General features: G+C 39.5%; 17 protein-coding genes and 1 tRNA gene. 14 read left to right on the forward strand and 4 right to left on the reverse strand.

Annotation, left to right across the window (positions count from 1 at the left end):
* Position 1: 1 nt before the first annotated feature.
* The gene (locus tag QZL88_RS02890) at positions 2-1,687 is read right to left on the reverse strand and encodes a M23 family metallopeptidase (RefSeq protein ID WP_296938521.1); all 1,686 of its coding nucleotides are present in this window, start codon (positions 1,685-1,687) and stop codon (positions 2-4) included.
* A gap of 392 nt (positions 1,688-2,079) precedes the next feature.
* On the opposite strand from QZL88_RS02890, the gene QZL88_RS02895 reads away from it, so the two are divergent.
* The 3 genes from QZL88_RS02895 (at position 2,080) to QZL88_RS02905 (ending at position 3,226) form a co-directional block, all read left to right on the forward strand.
* Positions 2,080-2,151, forward strand: a tRNA-Glu gene (locus QZL88_RS02895).
* Positions 2,152-2,191: 40 nt separating this feature from the next.
* On the forward strand, positions 2,192-2,446 hold the full coding sequence (gene rpsT / locus QZL88_RS02900) for a 30S ribosomal protein S20 (RefSeq protein ID WP_296938522.1): 255 nt from the start codon (positions 2,192-2,194) through the stop codon (positions 2,444-2,446).
* A gap of 183 nt (positions 2,447-2,629) precedes the next feature.
* On the forward strand, positions 2,630-3,226 hold the full coding sequence (locus QZL88_RS02905) for a 30S ribosomal protein S16 (RefSeq protein ID WP_296938523.1): 597 nt from the start codon (positions 2,630-2,632) through the stop codon (positions 3,224-3,226).
* 79 nt (positions 3,227-3,305) lie between these two features.
* On the opposite strand, the gene hemW is transcribed toward QZL88_RS02905, so the two are convergent.
* Positions 3,306-4,436 (reverse strand): radical SAM family heme chaperone HemW, encoded by a 1,131-nt coding sequence (gene hemW, locus QZL88_RS02910; protein WP_296938524.1) that lies wholly within the window; start codon positions 4,434-4,436, stop codon positions 3,306-3,308.
* 55 nt (positions 4,437-4,491) lie between these two features.
* A complete protein-coding gene (locus tag QZL88_RS02915; protein ID WP_296938525.1) occupies positions 4,492-6,303 on the reverse strand; it encodes a long-chain fatty acid--CoA ligase in 1,812 nt (603 codons plus the stop codon).
* Between the two features lie 225 nt (positions 6,304-6,528).
* Between QZL88_RS02915 and QZL88_RS02920 the strand changes: the two genes are divergently transcribed.
* A complete protein-coding gene (locus QZL88_RS02920; protein WP_296938526.1) occupies positions 6,529-8,052 on the forward strand; it encodes a polysaccharide biosynthesis C-terminal domain-containing protein in 1,524 nt (507 codons plus the stop codon).
* Positions 8,053-8,092: 40 nt separating this feature from the next.
* Positions 8,093-10,213 carry a S46 family peptidase gene (locus QZL88_RS02925; protein ID WP_296938527.1) on the forward strand — a complete coding sequence of 707 codons (2,121 nt, stop codon included), beginning with the start codon at positions 8,093-8,095 and terminating at the stop codon, positions 10,211-10,213.
* Between the two features lie 106 nt (positions 10,214-10,319).
* Here the strand turns inward: QZL88_RS02925 and QZL88_RS02930 are convergent, their stop codons facing one another.
* A complete protein-coding gene (locus tag QZL88_RS02930) occupies positions 10,320-10,979 on the reverse strand; it encodes a suppressor of fused domain protein (RefSeq protein WP_296938528.1) in 660 nt (219 codons plus the stop codon).
* 707 nt (positions 10,980-11,686) lie between these two features.
* Here QZL88_RS02930 and recR point away from each other — a divergent pair.
* From recR to QZL88_RS02975, 9 genes are all read left to right on the forward strand, one after another.
* A complete protein-coding gene (gene recR / locus QZL88_RS02935; protein WP_296938529.1) occupies positions 11,687-12,310 on the forward strand; it encodes a recombination mediator RecR in 624 nt (207 codons plus the stop codon).
* Positions 12,311-12,410: 100 nt separating this feature from the next.
* A complete protein-coding gene (locus QZL88_RS02940) occupies positions 12,411-12,866 on the forward strand; it encodes a BT0820 family HAD-type phosphatase (RefSeq protein WP_296938530.1) in 456 nt (151 codons plus the stop codon).
* An 82-nt stretch (positions 12,867-12,948) separates the two neighbouring features.
* Positions 12,949-13,476 carry a GNAT family protein gene (locus QZL88_RS02945; protein WP_296938531.1) on the forward strand — a complete coding sequence of 176 codons (528 nt, stop codon included), beginning with the start codon at positions 12,949-12,951 and terminating at the stop codon, positions 13,474-13,476.
* Positions 13,477-13,490: 14 nt separating this feature from the next.
* Entirely contained in the window at positions 13,491-14,054 is a 564-nt protein-coding gene (locus QZL88_RS02950) for an L-threonylcarbamoyladenylate synthase (protein ID WP_296938532.1), read from the forward strand.
* Entirely contained in the window at positions 14,051-14,617 is a 567-nt protein-coding gene (locus QZL88_RS02955; RefSeq protein ID WP_296938533.1) for a pentapeptide repeat-containing protein, read from the forward strand. The genes QZL88_RS02950 and QZL88_RS02955 overlap by 4 nt, the downstream gene beginning before the upstream one ends.
* Before the next feature lie 78 nt (positions 14,618-14,695).
* The gene (locus tag QZL88_RS02960) at positions 14,696-16,675 is read left to right on the forward strand and encodes a RagB/SusD family nutrient uptake outer membrane protein (protein WP_296938534.1); all 1,980 of its coding nucleotides are present in this window, start codon (positions 14,696-14,698) and stop codon (positions 16,673-16,675) included.
* Between the two features lie 167 nt (positions 16,676-16,842).
* Positions 16,843-17,901 (forward strand): CDP-glycerol glycerophosphotransferase family protein, encoded by a 1,059-nt coding sequence (locus QZL88_RS02965; RefSeq protein ID WP_296938535.1) that lies wholly within the window; start codon positions 16,843-16,845, stop codon positions 17,899-17,901.
* 695 nt (positions 17,902-18,596) lie between these two features.
* Positions 18,597-20,240, forward strand: coding sequence for a hypothetical protein (locus tag QZL88_RS02970; RefSeq protein WP_296938536.1), 1,644 nt, complete (start codon positions 18,597-18,599; stop codon positions 20,238-20,240).
* A gap of 275 nt (positions 20,241-20,515) precedes the next feature.
* On the forward strand, positions 20,516-21,796 hold the full coding sequence (locus tag QZL88_RS02975; RefSeq protein WP_296938537.1) for a glycosyltransferase family 4 protein: 1,281 nt from the start codon (positions 20,516-20,518) through the stop codon (positions 21,794-21,796).
* Positions 21,797-21,864 lie beyond the last annotated feature (68 nt).

A 21,864-nucleotide genomic window follows, 5' to 3' on the forward strand; every position in this document is an offset into this window, starting at 1 on the left:
TTCAATATTTGAACTCATATTCATAACTACTCTCATTTCCACAGGCATCCGCAGCAGTAAATACCAGCTTATGGATTTGTCCCCGAGTCAAACGTTTCGGATCGAATTTGTAGGTATAAACAGGAGATTTCACATCATTCTCAAACAGGGCGAACGCTCCGTCGATAGTTCCACGATAAGAAGCTATACCGCTTTTATTATCCGATAGTCTTATCTTTATTTCTCCTTTAGCCACCCATTTGGCAGGGAGTACAGGAGTGATGGTGGGGGCTTGAGTGTCGATACTTACAGCATAGGTATTACCCAATTCCCTGATACGGGCGGTAATAGCGCCGTTGTTGTACTTACCACCTATCCACGATTCACGGCTGCCGGTGATGCGTACGATACCATACTGGGATTTGTTGGTCATACTGTCTTTGGTCATCTTGATGGTTATGTCGCAGGATTTATCAAGAGGGACATAACTATCGTTAACCTCATAGATGGCAGACATATAATTCTTCGACAAGGTTCTCTTCAGATTGAAGCAGAGGTCTTTATATAGTGATCCGCCGGCAATGAAAATAGAGAACATATTGCCTTCATAATAATTATCCTTGTCCCATGCCATTAGTTGAGTACAGTCTTTCCGCCGGGGGATATCCTGCTTTTTGCCGTATACATCGAAAGAATGGGTGGTCTCGTTGCCATAGAGGTCTTCGAGTTCGTATTTCAGCTTATATACCTTTTCCTCGTTTATGTCGATATAACCGTTATTGACGGTCTTATATATAGAGAGCTTATTACCCGGCTCAACAAATGACTTCTGATAGAAACTCTTTTTACGATACCAATAGTCGAAATCGATCATACTGTTTATCATCCTCGTATTCCCGAAGTCTACAGATGATATATCCGAGAAGAATATCTCCTTACCGTCGCAGAACAGGCGTACAATCTTTACTCCGTATATATTGCTTGTTCCTGTCATCCGGTCGTTTGCATAAACACCTACGCCAATCTTACCCCACACCTTTATTGAATCGGGGACGGTTTTCACTCCTTTTTTCTTTGGCGCTGCTCCAATAATACGACGAAAGGGTTCATAATTATTATTGACCGCACCTCTGCCCTCTATAGGATACACAGCAATACCTTTTATCGCAGGTGAAACATTATCTGTGATCTGACCCTTATAATATTCAAGCGCATCGAGAGCCAACTGGCTCTCAGTATCTCTTATTTCGAAATGAACATGAGGCCCGCCGGAAGAACCGGTGTTACCACTATAGGCTATCAGATCTCCTTTTTTAACGGGAAATACCGATTGATCCAATGATAAATCTACTCTGTAAGACTCCTGCTCGTATTGCTTTTCCTTCACATATTCGGCAATCTTAGGCGCAAATCTTTCTATATGGCCATACACACTTGTCTGTCCATTGGTATGAGCGACATAAATAGCCAATCCGTAGCCCGAAGGAGATACAGAAATACGCGAAACATATCCGTCTGCAATAGAATATACAGGCTTATTAATCACACCCTGAGTTTTCAGATCAATGCCCGAATGAAAGTGATTAGGACGCAACTCCCCGAAATTTGCACTAAGAATAAGCGGAATATCGAGGGGTGAACGGTATGTATTCTGGGCATTTAAGTTAAAAGTATATATAATGAGTAAAACCGAAAGAATCTTTTTCATTTGTAAATTGTATTAATAATAAATTAGAGCCGTATTTAAACGGCTGCTAAAAGTGAGATACAAAAATAGCCTTTTTTTGTATAAAGCCAATTATCATTTATCTATATATGGAAAGGAAAGAGCTCAAATTTATTTCTCGTTTTTTTACTCTTTTAGACCCTTTCATCGTTCTTTGACAATTTTATTTTAAATAAATTTCGTTTTTGCACAAATGAATTTGTATTTTCGCGACAAATAAATGACATTGAAAATCAATATCATAATAAAATAACTAAAATTAATTTCAAAAAAATAGCATCAAACATTTGCAAGTAATCAAAAATGAATTACCTTTGCATCCGCAATCGAAGGAGAAAGCAGCTGTAAAAAACAGAACAAAAACTCCGCAAGATGGCCCATTCGTCTATCGGTTAGGACGCAAGATTTTCATTCTTGAAAGAGGGGTTCGACTCCCCTATGGGCTACAAAATAAAATAAAAATTAAAAAAATAAGGATTAGTCAACATGGCAAATCATAAATCAGCAGAAAAGAGAATCAGACAAGCAGAAGTAAGACGCTTGAGAAACAGATATTCAGCAAGAACAACCCGTAATGCAGTTAGAAAGTTCCGTACGCTGACTGATAAGGATGAAGCACAAAAATTGTACCCTTCGGTATGTTCTATGCTTGACAGACTGGCTAAGAAGAACGTTATCCACAAAAACAAAGCGGGTAATCTGAAATCTAAATTGGCTGCTCACGTTAAATCATTAGCATAAGATACTAATATAAGAACTGTCAATATAAAACAGAGGCTAAGCTCCACGGAGTTTGGCCTTTTTTAAATTCACACCCGGCAGAATAAACAGACAATATTTCATTGTATTCCAAAAACTTATTCTTATCTTTGCACCCGCTAATAACAATTATGTATTAATTAATAATTAACAAAAGAAAGAAAAATGGCTACAAAGATCCGTTTACAAAGACGAGGACGTAAAGGTTATCCTTTTTATCACATCGTCATTGCAGATAGCAGAGCTCCACGTGATGGAAAATTTATTGAAAAGGTTGGTTCATATAACCCGAACACAAATCCTGCTACAATAACTATAAATTTCGACAGGGCTTTGTACTGGTTACAAGTTGGTGCTCAACCTACCGACACTACTCGTAACATCCTTTCTGAAGAAGGAGTATTGTTAAAGAAACACCTCCTTGGTGGTGTTGCTAAAGGTGCATTCTCAGAAGCTGATGCAGAACAAAAATTCGAAGCATGGAAAGCAGATAAAGAAAAAGGCACTCAGGCTATCATCAACAAAAACGAAACAAAAGCTAAAGCCGATGCTAAAGCCCGTTTAGATGCTGAAAAAGCTGCAAACAAAGCTAAAGCAGAAGCTGTAGCACAAAAGAAAGCTGAAGAAAATGCTGCTCAGGCACAAGCTGAAGCAGAAGCTGCCCCGGCTGAAGAAGTTGCTGAAACTGAAGCTCCGGTTGCAGAAGCAGAAGCACCAGCTACTGAAACAGAAGCTCCGGCTGAAGAAAAAAGTGCTGAATAATAATATTGAAAGATAATATCACAGCATAAAAAAAGAGCTCCGAGAATTCGGAGCTTTTCTATTTTATATGAGTGGCCGGTCATTCGACCCACATCAGATCGCTCATAATACCATCAGAGATAAAGATACCTTCGCGGGTCAGCTTCAACACATTGCTTTCATTAACAACAAAACCCTGATTGATATAACGCTGTACATTCTTCATACAGTAATTCTTCATTGAAGTATCAAAGCGGCTCTCTAATTCGGTTAGATTCACACCCCACATGGTACGCATACCTGTAAGGATGAAATCATTATAACTGGTATGCTTATCTAAATATTCCACTTCAATGACAGGGCTCCCCTGTCCTATTCCTTCTACATATTTTGATATAGAGGCAACATTCCACGCTCGGTTTTGTCCATCGAAAGAATGTGCGGCAGGCCCTAAGCCCAGATATCTATCTCCAAGCCAATAAGAGCTGTTATGTTTAGAATATAACCCGATCCGTGCAAAGTTGGATATCTCATAATGCTCGAAACCGGCAGCAGCTAACCGATCGATCATCGTTGAAAACATTTGCACACTCAAGTCTTCGTCTACAGCCTTTACATCGCCTAGTTTAAACAAACGGTACAGCCGTGTACCCTGTTCATAAATAAGGTGATAAGACGAGATATGCTGCACATCAAGATTTATAGCTTGTTCCAGGTTTCGTTGCCAGATATCCATTGTCTGATTTGGCAGGCCGTACATCAGATCGATACTGATATTGTTATAGCCTGACGACTTACATAAGCTGACCGCATCTATTGCTCTTTCGGCAGAATGCCTACGTTTGAGGAATTTCAGCTCATTGTCATCGAAACTCTGGATACCAATGCTCAGGCGGTTGAAGGGTAATCCCCGGAGCATTTCCAAATATTTTGTATCCAGATCGTCCGGATTGGCCTCCATTGTTATTTCAGCATTTGGAGCAACTGTAAAATTAGCCCTGATGGTGTCAAATATTTTTTGGAAGTCACCGTATGACAATTGGGAAGGTGTTCCTCCTCCGAAATAGATTGTCTTTACTACCTCATTTGAGATATAATCTTTACGCAATTCTATTTCCCTGCATACGGCCAATACATAGTTATACTTGGGAGACATATCGGTGCGGGTGTAAAAATCGCAATAAATGCACCTTGTCTTGCAAAAAGGAACGTGTATATAAATGCCTGCCATAATCAGTAAACAGTTAACAGTAAACAGCTAGCAGCCATCGATAAGAAAGCAGAATTCATTCTTTATACATCTTATCAATGATATCTTTATATTTCTCTGCTACAAACTTACGTTTAACTTTCAATGTATTGGTGAGTTCACCGCCTTCCATTGTGAATGGCTCTGGCAGCAGCCAGTACCTTTTAATCTTTTCGTAAGGAGCAAAGTTTGCCTGTAGCAATTCGATACGGCCATCCAGCATACGCAGAATATCTACATTCGAGAGCAATTCTTCCAATTTATCATATTGAATATTGTGAGCCTCTGCATATTCTTCCAATGCTTTATAGTCCGGCACGATCAGGGCGCTCACAAACTTGCGTTCATCCGCTATAACAGCTATCATGTCGATAAACTTATCTTCAGACACTTTTGTTTCTATCGCCTGAGGAGCAATATATTTTCCGTTAGCCGTTTTGAAAAGGTCTTTTATACGCTCGGTCAGGAACAGGACATCGCCCTCCAGTCGTCCGGCATCACCTGTGCGGAAATAGCCATCTTCGGTAAATACTTTAGCCGTTTCTTCCGGTTTTTTATAGTATTCGCGCATAACTGTTTTTCCTTTCACCAGTATCTCGTTGTTTGCAGGATCTATCCTTACATCCACCTCCGGCATAATAGTGCCGATAGAACCTATTCTAAATCCTTTTTCCGGATAGAAACTAACGGTCGCGCTGGTCTCTGTTAATCCGTAACCTATTATTATAGGTATATTTACCGATTGCAGAAACTCATTTATAGAGTCTGACAGCGGTGCTCCGGCACATGGAAATATATTACCGTTCTGGATGCCAACCACCATCTTCAACACGCGGAATACAGTATTATTATATAAGAAGAACTTGATCCTCAAGCCAAAAGGCGCACGTATCCCATTATTTTTATAATCGAGGTTATATCTCTTGCCTGTTCTGATCGCATGAGTATACAACCACTTCATAACTCCCTTCGAATCTGAAATCTTCTCATGTACCCCGGCGTATACCTTTTCCCAAAAGCGGGGAACACTGCACATAATACTTGGCTTAACCTGCTGTATAGATTTCTGTATTTCTTTTGCATCCTGATTGATGGCAATAGTCATACCCTTATGAAGGGCATAACATGTCCATGCCCGCTCGAAGATATGTGCCAGCGGCAAAAAATTCATGGAAACATCTTTGTTGGATGTCATTGTCAACCGCATATCGTGAATACGGAATACCTGCAAGAAACAAGAGTGAGGTATTACAACGCCTTTAGGTTCTCCTGTTGTACCCGAAGTATATATTATGCAGGCAATATCGTCTTCTTGTCTCGATTTCATCCGTACACGTACAATAACTTCCGTATTGGAATTCTCTCCTGAAGCGATAAAATCATCGAAATAAATAGATGTCTTATCTTCAGGATGAAACTTTACTTTGTTATCAAATACAATTATCCTTTTCAGGACTGAAGATCCGCTCTGCTGTACCTTAAAAGCATTATTATACTGAAACTGCTCTCCGGCAAACAATAATTCAACATTCGCATCATTGACTATATATTCTACCTGCGTAGGTGAAGATGTCGCATATATAGGCACCGATACGCATCTGTTGGCATACGAAGCAAAATCGGCAAAAAGATACTGAGGCATATTTTGGGAATAAACCGCTATTTTATCACCTTCATTTACACCTATTTCAGCCATAGCCCATGCCGTCTTCATTACATTATCAGAAAACTTCTTCCATGAAATACTCTTCCACTTTTTCTCGTAAGGGTTCCTATACTTCAGGGCTGTTCTTTTCCCATATCTGATGGCTTGGCGATGCACCAAAATAGATAAATGATAATAGTTCATGGAAATTCTTTTTGATTCGTAATTGCTACAAAGGTAGTCTTAAATATGGAAAATATATTATGTAATTGCAATTTTTATAGTTGCACAAACACCCATTGTCGGGCCAATTAAACAAAGATGTATAAACGGTTTGCCCTCTTGTTTTCGGCAATATGGCAAAAAGTTATAACCCATAGCTTATAACTCATAACTTATTTTACTACTTTTGTAGCCAAATAATTTTCTATGGCAGGTAGTGGAATGAAGAGTTTGGCGAAAGATACTGCAATCTACGGATTGAGTAGTATTCTCGGCCGTGTTCTCAACTGGTTTCTGATGCCACTACACATCAGCATTTTCACCAATACTATCGAATATGGGAAAGTCAGCCGGATATACGGGCTTACGGCCTTATTTCTGGTATTGCTGACTTATGGTCTGGAAACGGGTTTCTTCCGCTTTATGAATAAAAAGGAAGAAAACGCGGATAAGGTATATTCTACCTCATTGATAACCATAGGCTGTACCTCACTGCTCTTTATATTGTTTTCTATCTGCTTCATCACACCTATTTCCGAATGGCTCAGGTATACAGATCACAGGGAGCATATAATGATTATGGCAATCGTGGTTGCTTTGGATGCCTTCATGACCATCCCTTTCGCATATCTGAGACAACAAAAAAGGCCGAAACGGTTTGCTGCACTGAAACTCGCCTTTATTTTCTTCAATATATTTTTCAATCTGTTCTTCTTAGTATTTTGCCCGTGGATAAAAGAGGCTTACCCCGATTTTATACTCAATAAGTTTTATCATCAGGATATAGGTATAGGGTATATATTTCTGGCTAATCTTATATCAACGCTGGCTGTACTAATCCTGTTGATACCGACAACGATGAAAGGATTGAAGATAGACTTCGACAAAAGCCTGCTGGGCCGCCTGCTAAAATATTCCTTTCCACTGTTGATGCTGGGACTGGCAGGAGTTATCAGTCAGACTGTGGCGCAATTGGTGTATCCTTATCTTCCTTTTGACAGTGTCGAAGAAGCCGACCGCCAGTTAGGAATATACAGCGCCTGTGTCAAATTCTCGGTCATAATATCTATGTTTATACAGGCTTTCCGTTACGCATATGAACCCTTCTTCTTCGGGAAAAACAAGGATGGGAAGGATAATACCAAGTCATACGCGGACGCAATGAAGTATTTCATCATATTTGTACTGTTGATATTTCTGGTAGTGATGTTCTACATAGATATTATCCAGTATATTATGCATAGAATAGGCCGTAATTATGCCATAGGGCTGGACGTTCTGCCATACGCCATGATGGGTGAAATATTCTTCGGTATCTATTTCAATCTTTCGGTATGGTATAAGCTAACGGATAAGACCAAATACGGTGCATATTTCTCCATACTGGGATGCATCATACAGGTAGTAATGAATATTGTGCTAGTTCCTGTTTACGGCTATATAGCCAGTGCGTGGGCAACATTCGCCTGCAACCTGGTAATTGCTGCTATATCATATTTCATAGGACAAAAGTATTTCCCTATAAAATATGACCTGAAGAATATATTCCTTTATTTCGTTCTGGCAACCGTATTTTATATAGCTGCCATGTATCCGCAGATAGACAATGAGCTGTTACGTATGGGATACCGTACATTATTCCTCATCGCTTTTGCAGCGGTTGTGATCAAAAAGGATTTGCCTTTGAGTGAAATACCTGTTATCAACAGATATTTCAAGAAAAACAAATAAACTGAAAAACAATCAATTAATCAATAATAATTATAAACTAATGAGAAAGATATTTCTATTTTCTATCCTCTTCCTCTCGGCCCTGCTGGTAAAGGCTGACGAAGGCATGTGGCTACTGAAAGAGCTGAACAAACAAAGTCTGGCTCGTATGAAAGAACTGGGTTTTTCGTTTCCGGCCGATAGTATTTACAGTGAGACAAACCCATCGCTGAAAGATGCGGTGGTAATCTTCGGTGGCGGATGTACCGGAGTTGCCGTTTCTGATCTGGGATTGATTTTCACAAATCATCACTGTGGCTACGGAAACATTCAGAAACTTAGTTCGGTAGAGCACGATTACCTGAAAGACGGATTTGTCAGTCAGGCATTTGCTGATGAATTACCTGCAGAAGGATTAATGGTTGCTTTCCTGCAAAAGACAGAAGACATTACAGATTTCGTGACCTCTACTCTGTTGCCTGATGACAGCGAAGATGTGCGCGATCAGAAGATAGATTCATTATCGGAAGTATATCTGCAAAAATACAAAGGAAATGAATTTATACGTGCGCAGGTAGTACCGTTCTATTCCAACAACAAATATTATGCGGTTATATACGATGTCTTCCGCGATGTAAGACTTGTTTTTACTCCGCCTTCATCCGTAGGTAAATTCGGAGGTGAAACAGACAACTGGATGTGGCCGCGCCACACAGGCGACTTCTCTGTATTCCGCGTATACGCGAACAAAGACAATCAGGCTGCACGCTATAGCGCCGACAATGTTCCTTACAAACCTAAATATTCTGTTCCTGTGTCTATCCAGGGATTCAAGGACAAGGATTATGCCATGACCATCGGCTATCCGGGAAGCACTGAACGCTACATGTCATCGTGGGGTATTAACCAAATGGTAGAATCGGAACACAAACCACGTATCGAAGTACGCGGAGCAAAACAGGATATCTGGAGAAAAGCGATGAACGCAAGTGACGCTGTACGCATCAAATATGCAAATAAATATGCAGGTAGCTCCAACTATTGGAAAAATGCAATGGGAATGAATGAAGCTATCGCAAAGCTGGATGTAATAAAAGATAAAGAAGATCTTGAAACGAGATTTGCACAATGGGTATCTTCATCGAACAATCAGGCTAAATACGGCGACGTATTACCAATGCTGAAAGAAGGGTATACTTCTACAATGGATGCCGCTAAAATACAGACATACCTGTTCGAAACATTCTATAATGGTATAGAGATAACCCGCTTTGCCAATACAGCACTGTTTGTAAGCAAAATGGATGAAGGGGATAAAGGAGACGAACTGAGAAGCCGCATGACTAATGTGTACAAAGACTACGAACCGTCTCTCGACCGTGAAGTAATGCCTGTATTGCTGAAACTATATGCGGAACGTGTGCCTGCCGCTTACCAACCAGCCATATATGAGACTATCAACAAGAAGTTTAAAGGCGATTACGATAAATACGCCGACTGGTTCTATAAAAATACGAAGCTGACTAGTCTGGACGGAATAGTAAGCCTCATTACCAGCGGTAAGACTAAAGATATAGAAAAAGATCCGGCTATAGAACTGGCTAAAGCTCTTGAGCCATGCCTGAAATTGCTTCAGAAAGACTCTGCCCCATATCATGCGCAAATAGATAAAGGTGGACGTCTGTTTATGGCGGGATTGATGGAAATGGAACCGAATAAAGTATTCTCTCCGGACGCGAACTTCACCCAACGTCTGAGCTATGGTTCTATTGGCGGATACAAACCTGCCGATGCTGTAACATACGACTATTATACTACATCGAAAGGAGTTCTGGAAAAAGAAAATCCGAACGACCCCGAGTTTGCCGTACAGGAATATATCCTTAACGATCTGAAAGCCGGTGACTTCGGCCAGTATGCTGACGCAGATGGTAAAATGCATGTAAACTTCTTGTCTAATAATGACATAACCGGAGGTAACTCAGGGAGTCCTGTTTTCGACGGAAAAGCTCAACTTATCGGTCTGGCTTTCGACGGAAACTGGGAAGCGCTGAGCGGAGACATTGTTTTCGAGCCGGAAGTACAACGTACTATCAGCGTGGATATTCGCTATGTACTTTACACAATAGATAAAGTAATGAAATGTCCCCGTTTGATTCAGGAACTGAAAATTATAAAATAAGGGATAAGCTAAAATAAAATGGCTGCCGATTATTTTCGGCAGCCATTTTTATTTTATACAAACCGGCATTTTGACTGTTTTATGCCATTTCTGAAAACACACTTTACTATCGCCGGTCTAAATCTGTTATCATTAAGGGATTATTCACCCTCATTTCCTCCAGTACTTTCTTTACTTCTTCATTAGCCAAGTCGTTCGACTTTATCCTGTCCATCTCCTTAGAGGTAAGTCCGACCATCTGCAAGAAGGCCACTTCTCCATGCGGAGTCTGTATTTTTCCCATTTCGGGATCAAGCGTAAAGGCAACGCCTACGATATCGATCTCCTTTTTCCCACCTACCCGTATAGGTCCGTTGGCCGGGATTACATGATTTTCTTCAAACCATCGGCCGCTTTTTATCACATAGCGTGCCAGGTTATTCATCAGGTTGACAACCCATGTAGGATCTTCTCCGTCTTCTTCGAAAGGCTTGAGACGAAAAGTAAATTCAAAACCCCATTTACTAAACTCACCACCCGCAGCCTCTTCATTATAATAAAGTTCCGACATGCCATAACTCACCAGATGACGGTGAAATTCCTGGCTACGGGAATCGAAAATGCTGACTCCGTCCAAAGGGTCTTGCCCTCCAACCATATAATGCAATTGTGGAGCATAATGACGGGGTTCAACATCTCCATATAGCTTTTCTATTGCCTTGTCTATTTCCCACCAGCCCACGGCATCATCTTCATCGAAGAGATTTTTATATTCTTTCTGTGTCATATGTGTTTAATTGAAGGTTTAAAGATATAAAAAATTAAAGAAGTAGTAATCCTGATTTTTTAGTGCAAACGCACGAAATTATTTAATTTAGTCAGTACGATTGTTCCGAAATTTTATCTATATACCGAAGAAGCTGTTGGCTCTTTGAAAATTCGCCCTAATAAAAACATGCCTGTGAAGTTGTCTAGACTTTTCAAATCTGATAACATCATGAAACAAATACCCTCTTTGTCATTTTGAACAGAGCGAATTGAATTGAAAATCGACGGAGTCAAAATCGGCGGAGCGAAGTGTAGCCAAATATCTCTTGAGAAACGAGATGCTTCCTATCGTCAGCATGACAAAAAGATATGAAAATAAAAAGTCTAGACAACTTCTACGAAAAAACATAAAAAAGTGTCAAGTTTGTCAAGTTTTATACTTAAAACCTAAATGTGAAAAAATAGAAAGTTAAAAGTAAATGATGGATTAAAAAAAGTTACAATGGAAAAATATGGTGAAAGCTGTCAAGTTTGTCAGGTTTTAACAATATGCTGCAAACATAGGTTAATTCAATACTGTTTAGAGAAAGTATTCGTTAATAAACAACTCCGGAATGTTACTCATTAAACATCCGGCGATGAGTTTCTTTTATCATGCAACTAAATATGATAAATGAAAACTCTCAAAATATTTCTATCTTTGAACTTCTATTTTGAGTAATATCTATGAATCAAAAATATCCTTCCATACTGCTGGAGAATGCAGTAAATGAATTTGCCCGCCTACCCGGTATAGGCCGTAAAACGGCACTACGCCTTATCCTACATCTGCTAAGGCAGGATGATGCGATGGTAGACGGTTTTGCACAATCGCTGGTCGCGCTGAAACATGAAGTAAAATACTGCAAAGTATGCCACAATATCAGTGATGCCGAAGTGTGTCCTATTTGCCAGGATAAGTCACGGGATGCCACAACAATCTGTGTAGTGGAAAACATAAAGGAGGTAATGGCTATCGAAAACACCATGCAGTTCAGAGGACAGTATCACGTACTTGGCGGCATCATTTCCCCTATAGACGGGATAGGCCCTGCCGACCTGGAGATAGAAAGCCTGGTGGAACGTGTATCGCAGGGAAATATCAATGAGGTCATTCTCGCCCTGAGCACGACAATGGAGGGTGATACCACTAACTTCTATATCTATAAGAAACTGGCACCTTATGATGTAAAGGTGTCCATGATAGCCAGGGGAATCTCCATCGGAGATGAAATAGAATACGCCGACGAGGTCACTCTCGGACGTTCGATACTGAACCGGACGTTATTCAATGAATCGTACAAGATGTGAAAGTGAAGAATTATCCAACAACCCGCAACTGTAATTTATTGTTATATTTGCATTATTCTTAACAACAATACAATGTTGAAACTTGTAATCAATCAAACATATGGTAATCGCAGTAGATTTTGACGGAACAATTGTAGAGCACGAATACCCTAAGATAGGTAAAGCAATACCTTTCGCTATAGAGACATTGCTCCAACTACAGAAAGAAGGGCATATTCTCCTCATGTGGACAGTACGCGACGGCGACTTACTTCAGGAGGCAATAAACTATTGTGAAAAGAAAGGCCTGAAATTCTATGCAGCCAACAAGAACCATCCCGACGAAGATGTATCGACCGCCTCACGCAAGTTGAATGCCGAAATGTTTATCGACGACCGCAATCTGGGCGGGTTGCCCGACTGGGGAGTTATCTACCATGCAATAAAAGCAATGGAAAGAGGTGAAACTTCATTTGAAAGGATAATGATGTCATCAGGTGAAAACCAACGTATACGACGCAGGAAGAAGAATTTCTTTATCCGTCTGGGGGAAATGTTTGAGAACAACAGATACTGAAATAATTAAGAATGAATAATTAAAAATTAAGAGTGGTGCAGGCGATTCGTAATGCATCATTTATAACTCATTATTAGAAAACATGTTGCTGAAGAATACACATATATCGTTAAGGGCTGTGGAGCCTGAAGACTTAGACCAACTCTATTGCTGGGAAAATTCTACTGCGCTGTGGGTGCATGGCAATACACTTGCCCCGTATTCAAAGCTCGTATTGCGGCAGTATATAAATGATGCATTGGAAATGGACATTTTCCAGAGCAGGCAACTACGCCTGATGATAGACCTGACCGACGACAAAACCACTATCGGAACAATAGACTTGTATGAAATAGATGCACATAACCGCCGGGCCGGTATCGGAATACTGATAGACGAAACATATCGCAAGAAAGGCTATGCTTCGCAAGCTCTAAGCCTGATGGCCGATTACGCCTTCAATTTTCTATACCTTCATCAGTTGTATGCATACATATCCGTCAGCAATATAAAGAGTATCGGGCTTTTCGCGAAAGCCGGATACAAAGAAGTCGGTATACTTAAAGAGTGGATACAAAGAGGTGATAAGTTTGAAGACGTACAATTATCTCAATTAATTAACAACAAGTAGTTTAAACAATTACAATGAACGAAGATATAAAAAAGGCTTTCGACGTACTGGTAGCAGGAGGCCTTATCCTTTACCCAACCGATACTATCTGGGGAATCGGTTGCGATGCAACCAATGAGGAGGCAGTACGGAAAGTATATGAATTGAAGAAGCGTGTAGATAGCAAAGCGCTTATTACACTGGTAGACAACCCTGTGAAGCTCGATTTCTATATAGATGGAGTGCCCGAAATAGCATGGGACCTGATAGAAATATCTGATAAGCCTCTTACCATAATATATGATAATGCCCGCAATGTGGCACCCAACCTGATAGCGGAAGATGGCAGTCTTGCTATCCGCGTTACAAAGGAAAGCTTTTCACAAGAGCTTTGTAAACGTTTCCGCAAAGCGCTTGTTTCTACATCCGCCAATGTAAGTGGAGAGCCATCTCCTGCAAATTTCAGTGAGATAAGTGATGAGATCAAAAACGGAGTGGACTATATTGTCGAATACAGACAAGACGACATTTCCAAATCAAAAGCTTCAAGCATCATTAAACTAGGTAAATCGGGGGAAGTAAAAGTAATAAGGGAATGACAGTTATACATGAAGATAAGCTATTGGAAAGTATATCCTACGCCAATGGGATAAGTAAAGAAACATTTGACCAATGTACATTCTCGAAATGTGATTTCTCCAATGCCAGGATTACAGGTTGCAGTTTTACCGATTGTGTCTTTACCGACTGTAATTTCGCCATGACCGATCTATCGCAAACCACATTGAATAACGCAGAGTTTAGAAACTGTAAAATACTGGGTGTGAAATTTAACCACTGTCACGATTTTATTTTTCAGGTGGGTTTTGATAAATGTATGCTGGACTACAGTTCGTTCGAGAAACGGAAGATGATAAAAACACATTTCAAAGATTCATCGCTCAAAGGTGTAGACTTCGCAGGTGCTGATCTCAAGCAATCGAAATTCATCAACTGTGACCTGAACGAAGCTATATTCTACAATTCTAATATACAAGAGGTAAACTTCACCTCTGCATTCAACTATATAATAGACCTTAGCCAAAACCAGATAAAAAAAGCCCGTTTCTCGAAAGACGGATTAGCCGGATTGCTGAGCCAGTTTGACATTGTGATTGAATAGAAATATAAATCAGTATTGCCTTATCCTATTCTTTTACTATCTTTATTACCTAACTACTAATATTAACCCTAAAAGACAATGAAAAAAGCCCTTAACCTATGCATTGCCATGCTATTCCTTTCGTTTATAATGATAGCCTGCGAGGATAAAGAGAAAGATGAAAACCCACTTCCTTCGGCCGGCCAAAAAGAGATGCTGGAAGTTGTAAAAGGCCTGGAGAAGATATCCGAAGTATCGGGCTTCACGAATGCACTGAAGAAATTAACTCCCGAGCTCGACTTTGAAGAAACCCAGCTAACTGTGTTAGCCATAAAAGATCCTACAGTCAAAGCAACCGAATCCGGCTACTATGGGTATACAGCAGAGGCACTGAAACGTCACATAGTAAAGGGTAATCAAGATTTCGGGCAACTTGGAAGTGATACTCTGATTCTTAAAAGCATATCAGACGATGTCTTATATGCAACAAAAGTGAATGGACAAATACAGATCAATGGAATTCCACTGGCCTCAAATGCTCCGGAAAAAGCGGGCAACAGTTATATATATGTTGTTTCAAAAACTGTACCCGAAGTAAAGGATATCCCGGATACAAAATATAAAATGACCTTTACTATCCATGAATGTAATGAAAAGTGGTCTTCTGAAAACAATAAGGAAAGTTCCGTTTCGGAAAATTCCACTATTACTTTTTACAAAAAGAACGGGGAAATATATGCTGCCATAGATAGCATAAGAACAGACGATAAAGGTATAGGTATATATAGGCATAACTATGCAGAAGGACTTTATTATACTGTAAGAAAAGATCTGAAAGGGCCTATATTTAACGGGTATCTGGTAAGAGGAATATTTACATCCCAAAGTCAAATAGATTCATATGCCCAGTACAGAACAAACACATCTCTTGATCTAGTAAAGCCAGGAACACTAAAGCTATCTGATATCAATGGTGACGGAATCATCAATAAAGAAGATATGCTCTCTACTAAATACTTTTTTGCAGAAAACAATGAAACTGACGATATTTTCATCGTTTCAAACAATTTAATACTGCCTGAGGGTTTTATTACGATAGAGAATCTGCCTTTGATAAAAGAAAGCCTCGATGAGACATTTACGTCGTTTGTCTCTTTCAATTATACCACCAATAAACGACTATCCGCTCCCGAAGAAAATAATTTACGGTATCCGGATTTATATAATCTAAGATCGTCAGAATTTATGTATGACAGAGGATATAGATATATCAATAACTTTCTCAAAGTAGCTACAATCATCGAAGAGCCGGGTTACCCCGAACATATCAAAAAAGAATGGAACAAGATGGCAGCCAGGCTTTGGGCTCAATATGCTTATGTATATACAGTAATGACCAGCTATTATGGAGACTTGGTAATCGTTACCAGACCTCTCACTGTAGACGAAGTTCTGAATGTAACACGAAATCCGAAAGCTGAAGTATTGCATTATATAGAAAGCCTTATAGATAAGGTATCTCGTCCCGAAGCCGATGTGGTAAGAGCTCTTGTTGCACGGTTGTATACGAATGAACATGAATACGCGAAGGCTCGTCAATTGGCACTCGATGTCGTTAACAGAGGAAATTATTATTTACCGGATAACAGTAACAGCTCCGATCATGAAACCAATGCAGAAGTTATGCTGGGAGGCTATGTAATCACAGATATTCCTGATCAAAAAGGGAAATATACCCATCCGGTGAGATTTACCGAAGTAATGCTCACTTTAGCCGAGTGCGAGTTGGAGTTAGGTAAAATTGCTGATGCAACCTTAAGTATCAATGAGATATTAGCAGCAAAAGGAAAACCTTTATACTATGACGGTATAACAGCCCAAACACTGAGAGACGCCATTCGTAAACTGTGGAAGGATGAAATGAATAAAGAAGGTTTTGATTATATGCTCCTCAACCGATGGGATATACTGATAACCACGCTTGGCCAATTCGGAGCACTGGACTATAACAAATTACTCCCTATACCTCAAAGAGAAATTGATAACAATCCGAATATTAAACAAAATCCGGGATATTGATCAGAATACAAGGAACAGATAGAAGAAAAAGGTGGCTTTATGAGCCGCCTTTTATATGATTGCCAGATAATGAGTCGGCTGGTCGAGAATAAAAGATTATAAAAGGTTGTTCTACCTTATCTTTTTTATATTTTTGTGCTCGGAATGATAAATTGATGCCTGTATTCATGAAGAAGTATTTGTTTTTTGTTTCCCTATCGTATTCATACACCATCCTTCGTCCTTTACAAAACGAAATATGGAGAAGAGGCGACGACGTAGCATGGTATATCGAAGATTCTGCTCCCGTATGCCTATATGACAACGAGAAACAATTGAAAACAATCAAAGAAGTCATGGAATACAACCCCATTGCAGTATTTGTTCCGGGGGTACGTGTTTATGACTTTTTCCCGGGGCTGAAAGTAGAAGTATTTCACGGATTATACTACAAACGGGGTGATTATGGCGACCACTACAAAATCCGGGGATTCTTCGACATTTACTGTACCACCAGCCCAATGTTTACACCGCGTTTTAAAGAGTTGGAACAAAAATACGGATTCTTTAAAGTATATGAGACCGGCTGGAGTAAGTTTGACGGATGGCTTCCCTCTCCCGAAGGCGAAACTTCAAGTACGAAACCAACTATTGTATTTGCACCCACTTTTACTAAAAATATGGAATCGGCCTCAGTCCTTCATGATAAGATAGAAGAACTACTGAAAAAGAAAGACTGGATATGGTTGTTTTCTTTTCATCCTAAGATGGTTAAAGAAACTGTTGACCGTTACAAAATTCTGGCTCAACAATATGGCAATGCTGTTTTTTGTGAAACGGAGGATAAAGCGGACCTATTCCGGCAATCAGATGTAATGTTAAGCGATACCTCATCTGTTATTTATGAATATCTCTGGTTTAACAAACCGGCTGTAACATACAAAAACACGTTTCCGGCTAACCATCTTATAAACATAGATACCCCTGATCTGCTCGAAGAGGCATTGGAGAAAGCCCTGAAACGACCAGCTGATCTGATGGAAAATATCAGGCTGTTTATGGAAGAAGTACATCCTTTTCGTGATGGTAAATCATCGGCTCGTATTCTCGATTCTGTCGACGACTTCATTGCACACTATAAAGGTAAGATAAAAAAGAAGCCTTTAAACCTGTATCGCAAATACAAGCTTCGCAAAAAAGCCGGATACTATCCCTTTGGCCCGCGCTACAAAAAGCTATCTGAATAACCTGTTTATACGTCTGGCTATTTATATCGGGACGGAATATTCTTTACAGGGATTCATTCTATACCCTAACAATCCCTTTATACTTTTTCCGATCAATCGGCCAGCATACCTTTTCTGACAATATTTAACACATAAAAAGTCCATTTTTCGACCAACCAACTATACCGTAACACAAATAAATCACAAAATAGACACCTTCACTCAAAAAGCATGTCAACTATCGACACTACCTTTAAGAAAACACACATACATCGCTTACGGAAAGAGTTAATACACTTAAATATCCCCTTTTTATAAGTTTTGATAAATTACTTTTACTGCCGAAGATTTAATAAAGACAAAAGACTCAAATTCAAAACAATTTGACTTTAGCAGCAATGAAATGAAGCAAACAAAAGCTATCATATATAATTTGCGTCTGTCTGTTTTTTTAGGAAACAGTAACAGTTAGCAAGTTAATTGTAATATGAGAGTAGTAATAAGTAAAAGTATCTACACAACTGAGAAATTTGTCTCCATCTTATCTTCTTAATTATTTAGTTCACTATTAAAAAATTATGCATTGAATACTTAATCATAAAATTTACAATATAGGCTTACCAAACTTAGCACATTTATTATACTATTTTTGAATAGACATTAAGGCAAAAAGACATAAGACAAATTGATAATAAAGAACGTTAATAAATTTTGACATGAAACTACAAACACACAGATTTTTGTACCTGTTGCTGTTGGCTATAATTATTTCAGTACAGGTCGACGCACAAGTAACTGTTGGCTCAAATCTTACTCCTTTAGATGGAGCTTTACTTGATTTGAAGCAAAACGATAATATCAACTCCAATTCTACAAAAGGCCTTTTGAATGCCCGCGTATATCTGATAGGACTAGATAAGATGGATCCGTGTATCAAAACTGAAGACCTTCAGGCTGGAGACAAAGAGTCACACATTGGTTTATTAGTTTACAACATTACAGATTCATTGGAGGTCGGCTTATGCCCGGGATTACATGTATGGGATGGCATTCAATGGATAAGATTACCGGAACCATGCTATAATCCACTTGATCCGGAATTGATAAATTCTCCGAATTGTTACATTGTCCCGCCTAACGGAGGAGTGTCTGAAGAAATACCAGTAGGTAAGCCATATCTGGTATGGGAACAGCGTTCCGATTTAGGGACTTTCGATGACAAAGCAAAAGTTTTTGTTGATCTGATTTGGCAAGATAAAAAAGACCTCATAGAAAAAGTTGAACTATCGACTGGAGATAAAGGCGGTTTTTCTAAATTTAAAGTTACCACTAAGGCAGGAAGCACCGAAGGCAATGCTCTGGTGGGTATACATATAGGCCCCAACGGAGATGCCACAGATCCCATATATTGGTCATGGCATATATGGGTAACAGGTTTTGATCCTGAAGCTACATCCTATACACATGATAACGGAGAGGCTACTTATATTTTTATGGATCGTAATCTGGGGGCTGTAAAAATGGATGCAGGAGCTGCACCTTCCGAACCTTATTTCGAGGATGCCATGGGATTATTATATCAGTGGGGAAGAAAAGACCCTTTCACAGCTTCCACATCATTTTATAATGATCCTGATATACGTGAGTTATATGACATTAACAATAATGTACTGACTGAACAAAATGAATTTGACTTTTCGGGAGCTTCGGGAAATGGAATAAAACATGTAGAAGTTGCAGCAAACACAACTTCCAACCTGAAAAAATCAATACAGAATCCTACGACTTATTACTATGGAGAATATAAGTCTTCATTTCCTCCTTTCGACTGGTTTACATCGGACGATACGGGAGCTGGAGGAGACAACTCCTTATGGACTGAAACGGGTAAAAAATCAATGTTCGATCCTTGTCCTGCAGGATGGCGTGTACCTGCATATAGCAGTGCCAGTAAATCTCCTTGGGCTAAGTTTGAATCAGCCGGATGGGATCCTGCTCCAAATGTAACCAAAGCCGGAACAGGCGGAGGATATGGAATCGGGCTTATGCTCAATGCATATGCTTCTACCAGCAGGACTGAGCTGGGCTTTTATCCGTATGGCTTCGAACGTATAGCCAGACAATTCTACAAGCCCGGAAGTGTAGGTAGTCAGACAGGAGCTGTTTCCGGGGGGCTTTTCACCTATTCCATCGAAGTGTCTAATCCGACAGGATATTATTGGACTGCGACTCCAAAAACCGGAGAATCTTCGGCCAAAGCTGAAGTTATTAACTATTCTCCATTTCAAGGACCTGTTGTATCTGCGACAACGGCTTCCAGATCGATGGGAGCATCTGTAAGATGCGTTAAAGATCAATAGAACACAACTTTTATATATTGTATTATATCCGGAAGTTTTCGATAACCTTTATCAATGACTTTCGGATATATTCGTAAATGAAGCTTAGTTTTCATGGGTAAAGTTTTGCCTACGCTCTCTTTATATATAATAAGGCTCTCATGAAAGCAACTTTACAATCTATTATTTTACTTCATTCAGATCGATTAGGGAGTAAAGACTTCAGTGCCTAATTGTAATATAATTCGCTCTAATAGTTTTTCCGTATATTTGTAATTACAAAAAGCGATCCTTATATGCGTAAATATAAACATAAACTATCCGACCTGACCGAAAATGACATTTGGAGAGAACCTATTATTCCTTTCTATGGGAATATGGGGCAACCGGAAACCGTACAGGATTTAGAAGACAGGAAAGCATATACTGAAAAGATAAAAGAAATACGCGAAGATATAAAGCATGGTACTCTGGCAATAACATCTAATGGAAAAATTATTGCGATAAAAGGTGAACCTGTGGAAATAACATTTATCCTGCCATTCAAGCCTCGACGCCCGGCTGGAGGATTCCGGGTGATGTATGAATATGCGAACCGGTTGGCAAAGCGGGGTTTTAAAATACATCTTATATATCCCATAAGAACCCGGCATATGAAATACCGCCTACCCTATTCCATCCGTTGTATGCTATCCAAAATAGAAGGCTTCAAAAGAGATATATGGTTCGATTTTGAACCTAATATTAGCATGTCTTATGTCCCTCGTATAGAGGATAAATATATACCCGATGCCGATGTTGTAATAGCTACATGGTGGTCTACAGTGTTGGAAATGGGTAGTCTGAACATCAGCAAAGGTAAGAAGATAAACCTGATACAGGGATTTGAGAACTGGGAAGGACACGAAGATCTGTTGTTTGCTTCTTATGACATGAAAGATACTGTAAATGTAGTTGTGGCATCGTACCTGAAAAATACTGTGAGTAAGTACACCAAAAACAGGATAGAACTTATTGAAAATGGAATAGACAACACAAAATACTATATAAAAGACAAGATCGAGGACAGATATCCGTTATCTGTAGCCATGACTTATTCTATACAGGAAATTAAAGGTTCTAGATACGGATTGGAAGCATTAAAGCTTGTGAAAGAAGCAATACCCGAACTGCATGTAGAATTGTTCGGTATCTCACCTTGTCCGGACGGACTACCCGAATGGATACGATATTTTCGCGAACCGGACGACCTTTGCGATCTTTATAATCGTAACGCTATTTTCATTTCCAACAGTTTTACAGAAGGCTTCGGATTGGTATCCGTCGAATCCATGTTTTGTGGATGTGCGTTAATATGTACTGATATAGAAGGGCATCAGGAATATGCCTTTGAAGGCAAGACCGCATTACTTGTAGAGGTGAGAAATGTAAAACAGATGGCAGACAGGATCATCTGCCTGATTAGGAATAATGATTATCGTATATCACTGGCTAAAAATGGCAACGAATATGTACAACGCTTCAGATGGGACAATGCGATAGAGAAGATGGAAAAAGTGATAGATAGTTTGTTGTAAAAGAGGGATATTGAAGTCCCCTACGACTGATATAAAAAGGTAAAGCAACCTCAAATGAGATTGCTTTT

Origin of the sequence: uncultured Dysgonomonas sp. (genome assembly GCF_900079725.1) — a bacterium.
Classification (GTDB): domain Bacteria; phylum Bacteroidota; class Bacteroidia; order Bacteroidales; family Dysgonomonadaceae; genus Dysgonomonas.

What these genes read in the sequence shown, in the direction of transcription:
- QZL88_RS02890 (WP_296938521.1), bottom strand. Translation starts at nt 1,687, where the DNA reads ATGAAAAAGATTCTTTCGGTTTTACTCATTATATATACTTTTAACTTA.
- rpsT (WP_296938522.1), top strand. Translation starts at nt 2,192, where the DNA reads ATGGCAAATCATAAATCAGCAGAAAAGAGAATCAGACAAGCAGAAGTA.
- QZL88_RS02905 (WP_296938523.1), top strand. Translation starts at nt 2,630, where the DNA reads ATGGCTACAAAGATCCGTTTACAAAGACGAGGACGTAAAGGTTATCCT.
- hemW (WP_296938524.1), bottom strand. Translation starts at nt 4,436, where the DNA reads ATGGCAGGCATTTATATACACGTTCCTTTTTGCAAGACAAGGTGCATT.
- QZL88_RS02915 (WP_296938525.1), bottom strand. Translation starts at nt 6,303, where the DNA reads ATGAACTATTATCATTTATCTATTTTGGTGCATCGCCAAGCCATCAGA.
- QZL88_RS02920 (WP_296938526.1), top strand. Translation starts at nt 6,529, where the DNA reads ATGGCAGGTAGTGGAATGAAGAGTTTGGCGAAAGATACTGCAATCTAC.
- QZL88_RS02925 (WP_296938527.1), top strand. Translation starts at nt 8,093, where the DNA reads ATGAGAAAGATATTTCTATTTTCTATCCTCTTCCTCTCGGCCCTGCTG.
- QZL88_RS02930 (WP_296938528.1), bottom strand. Translation starts at nt 10,979, where the DNA reads ATGACACAGAAAGAATATAAAAATCTCTTCGATGAAGATGATGCCGTG.
- recR (WP_296938529.1), top strand. Translation starts at nt 11,687, where the DNA reads ATGAATCAAAAATATCCTTCCATACTGCTGGAGAATGCAGTAAATGAA.
- QZL88_RS02940 (WP_296938530.1), top strand. Translation starts at nt 12,411, where the DNA reads ATGGTAATCGCAGTAGATTTTGACGGAACAATTGTAGAGCACGAATAC.
- QZL88_RS02945 (WP_296938531.1), top strand. Translation starts at nt 12,949, where the DNA reads ATGTTGCTGAAGAATACACATATATCGTTAAGGGCTGTGGAGCCTGAA.
- QZL88_RS02950 (WP_296938532.1), top strand. Translation starts at nt 13,491, where the DNA reads ATGAACGAAGATATAAAAAAGGCTTTCGACGTACTGGTAGCAGGAGGC.
- QZL88_RS02955 (WP_296938533.1), top strand. Translation starts at nt 14,051, where the DNA reads ATGACAGTTATACATGAAGATAAGCTATTGGAAAGTATATCCTACGCC.
- QZL88_RS02960 (WP_296938534.1), top strand. Translation starts at nt 14,696, where the DNA reads ATGAAAAAAGCCCTTAACCTATGCATTGCCATGCTATTCCTTTCGTTT.
- QZL88_RS02965 (WP_296938535.1), top strand. Translation starts at nt 16,843, where the DNA reads ATGAAGAAGTATTTGTTTTTTGTTTCCCTATCGTATTCATACACCATC.
- QZL88_RS02970 (WP_296938536.1), top strand. Translation starts at nt 18,597, where the DNA reads ATGAAACTACAAACACACAGATTTTTGTACCTGTTGCTGTTGGCTATA.
- QZL88_RS02975 (WP_296938537.1), top strand. Translation starts at nt 20,516, where the DNA reads ATGCGTAAATATAAACATAAACTATCCGACCTGACCGAAAATGACATT.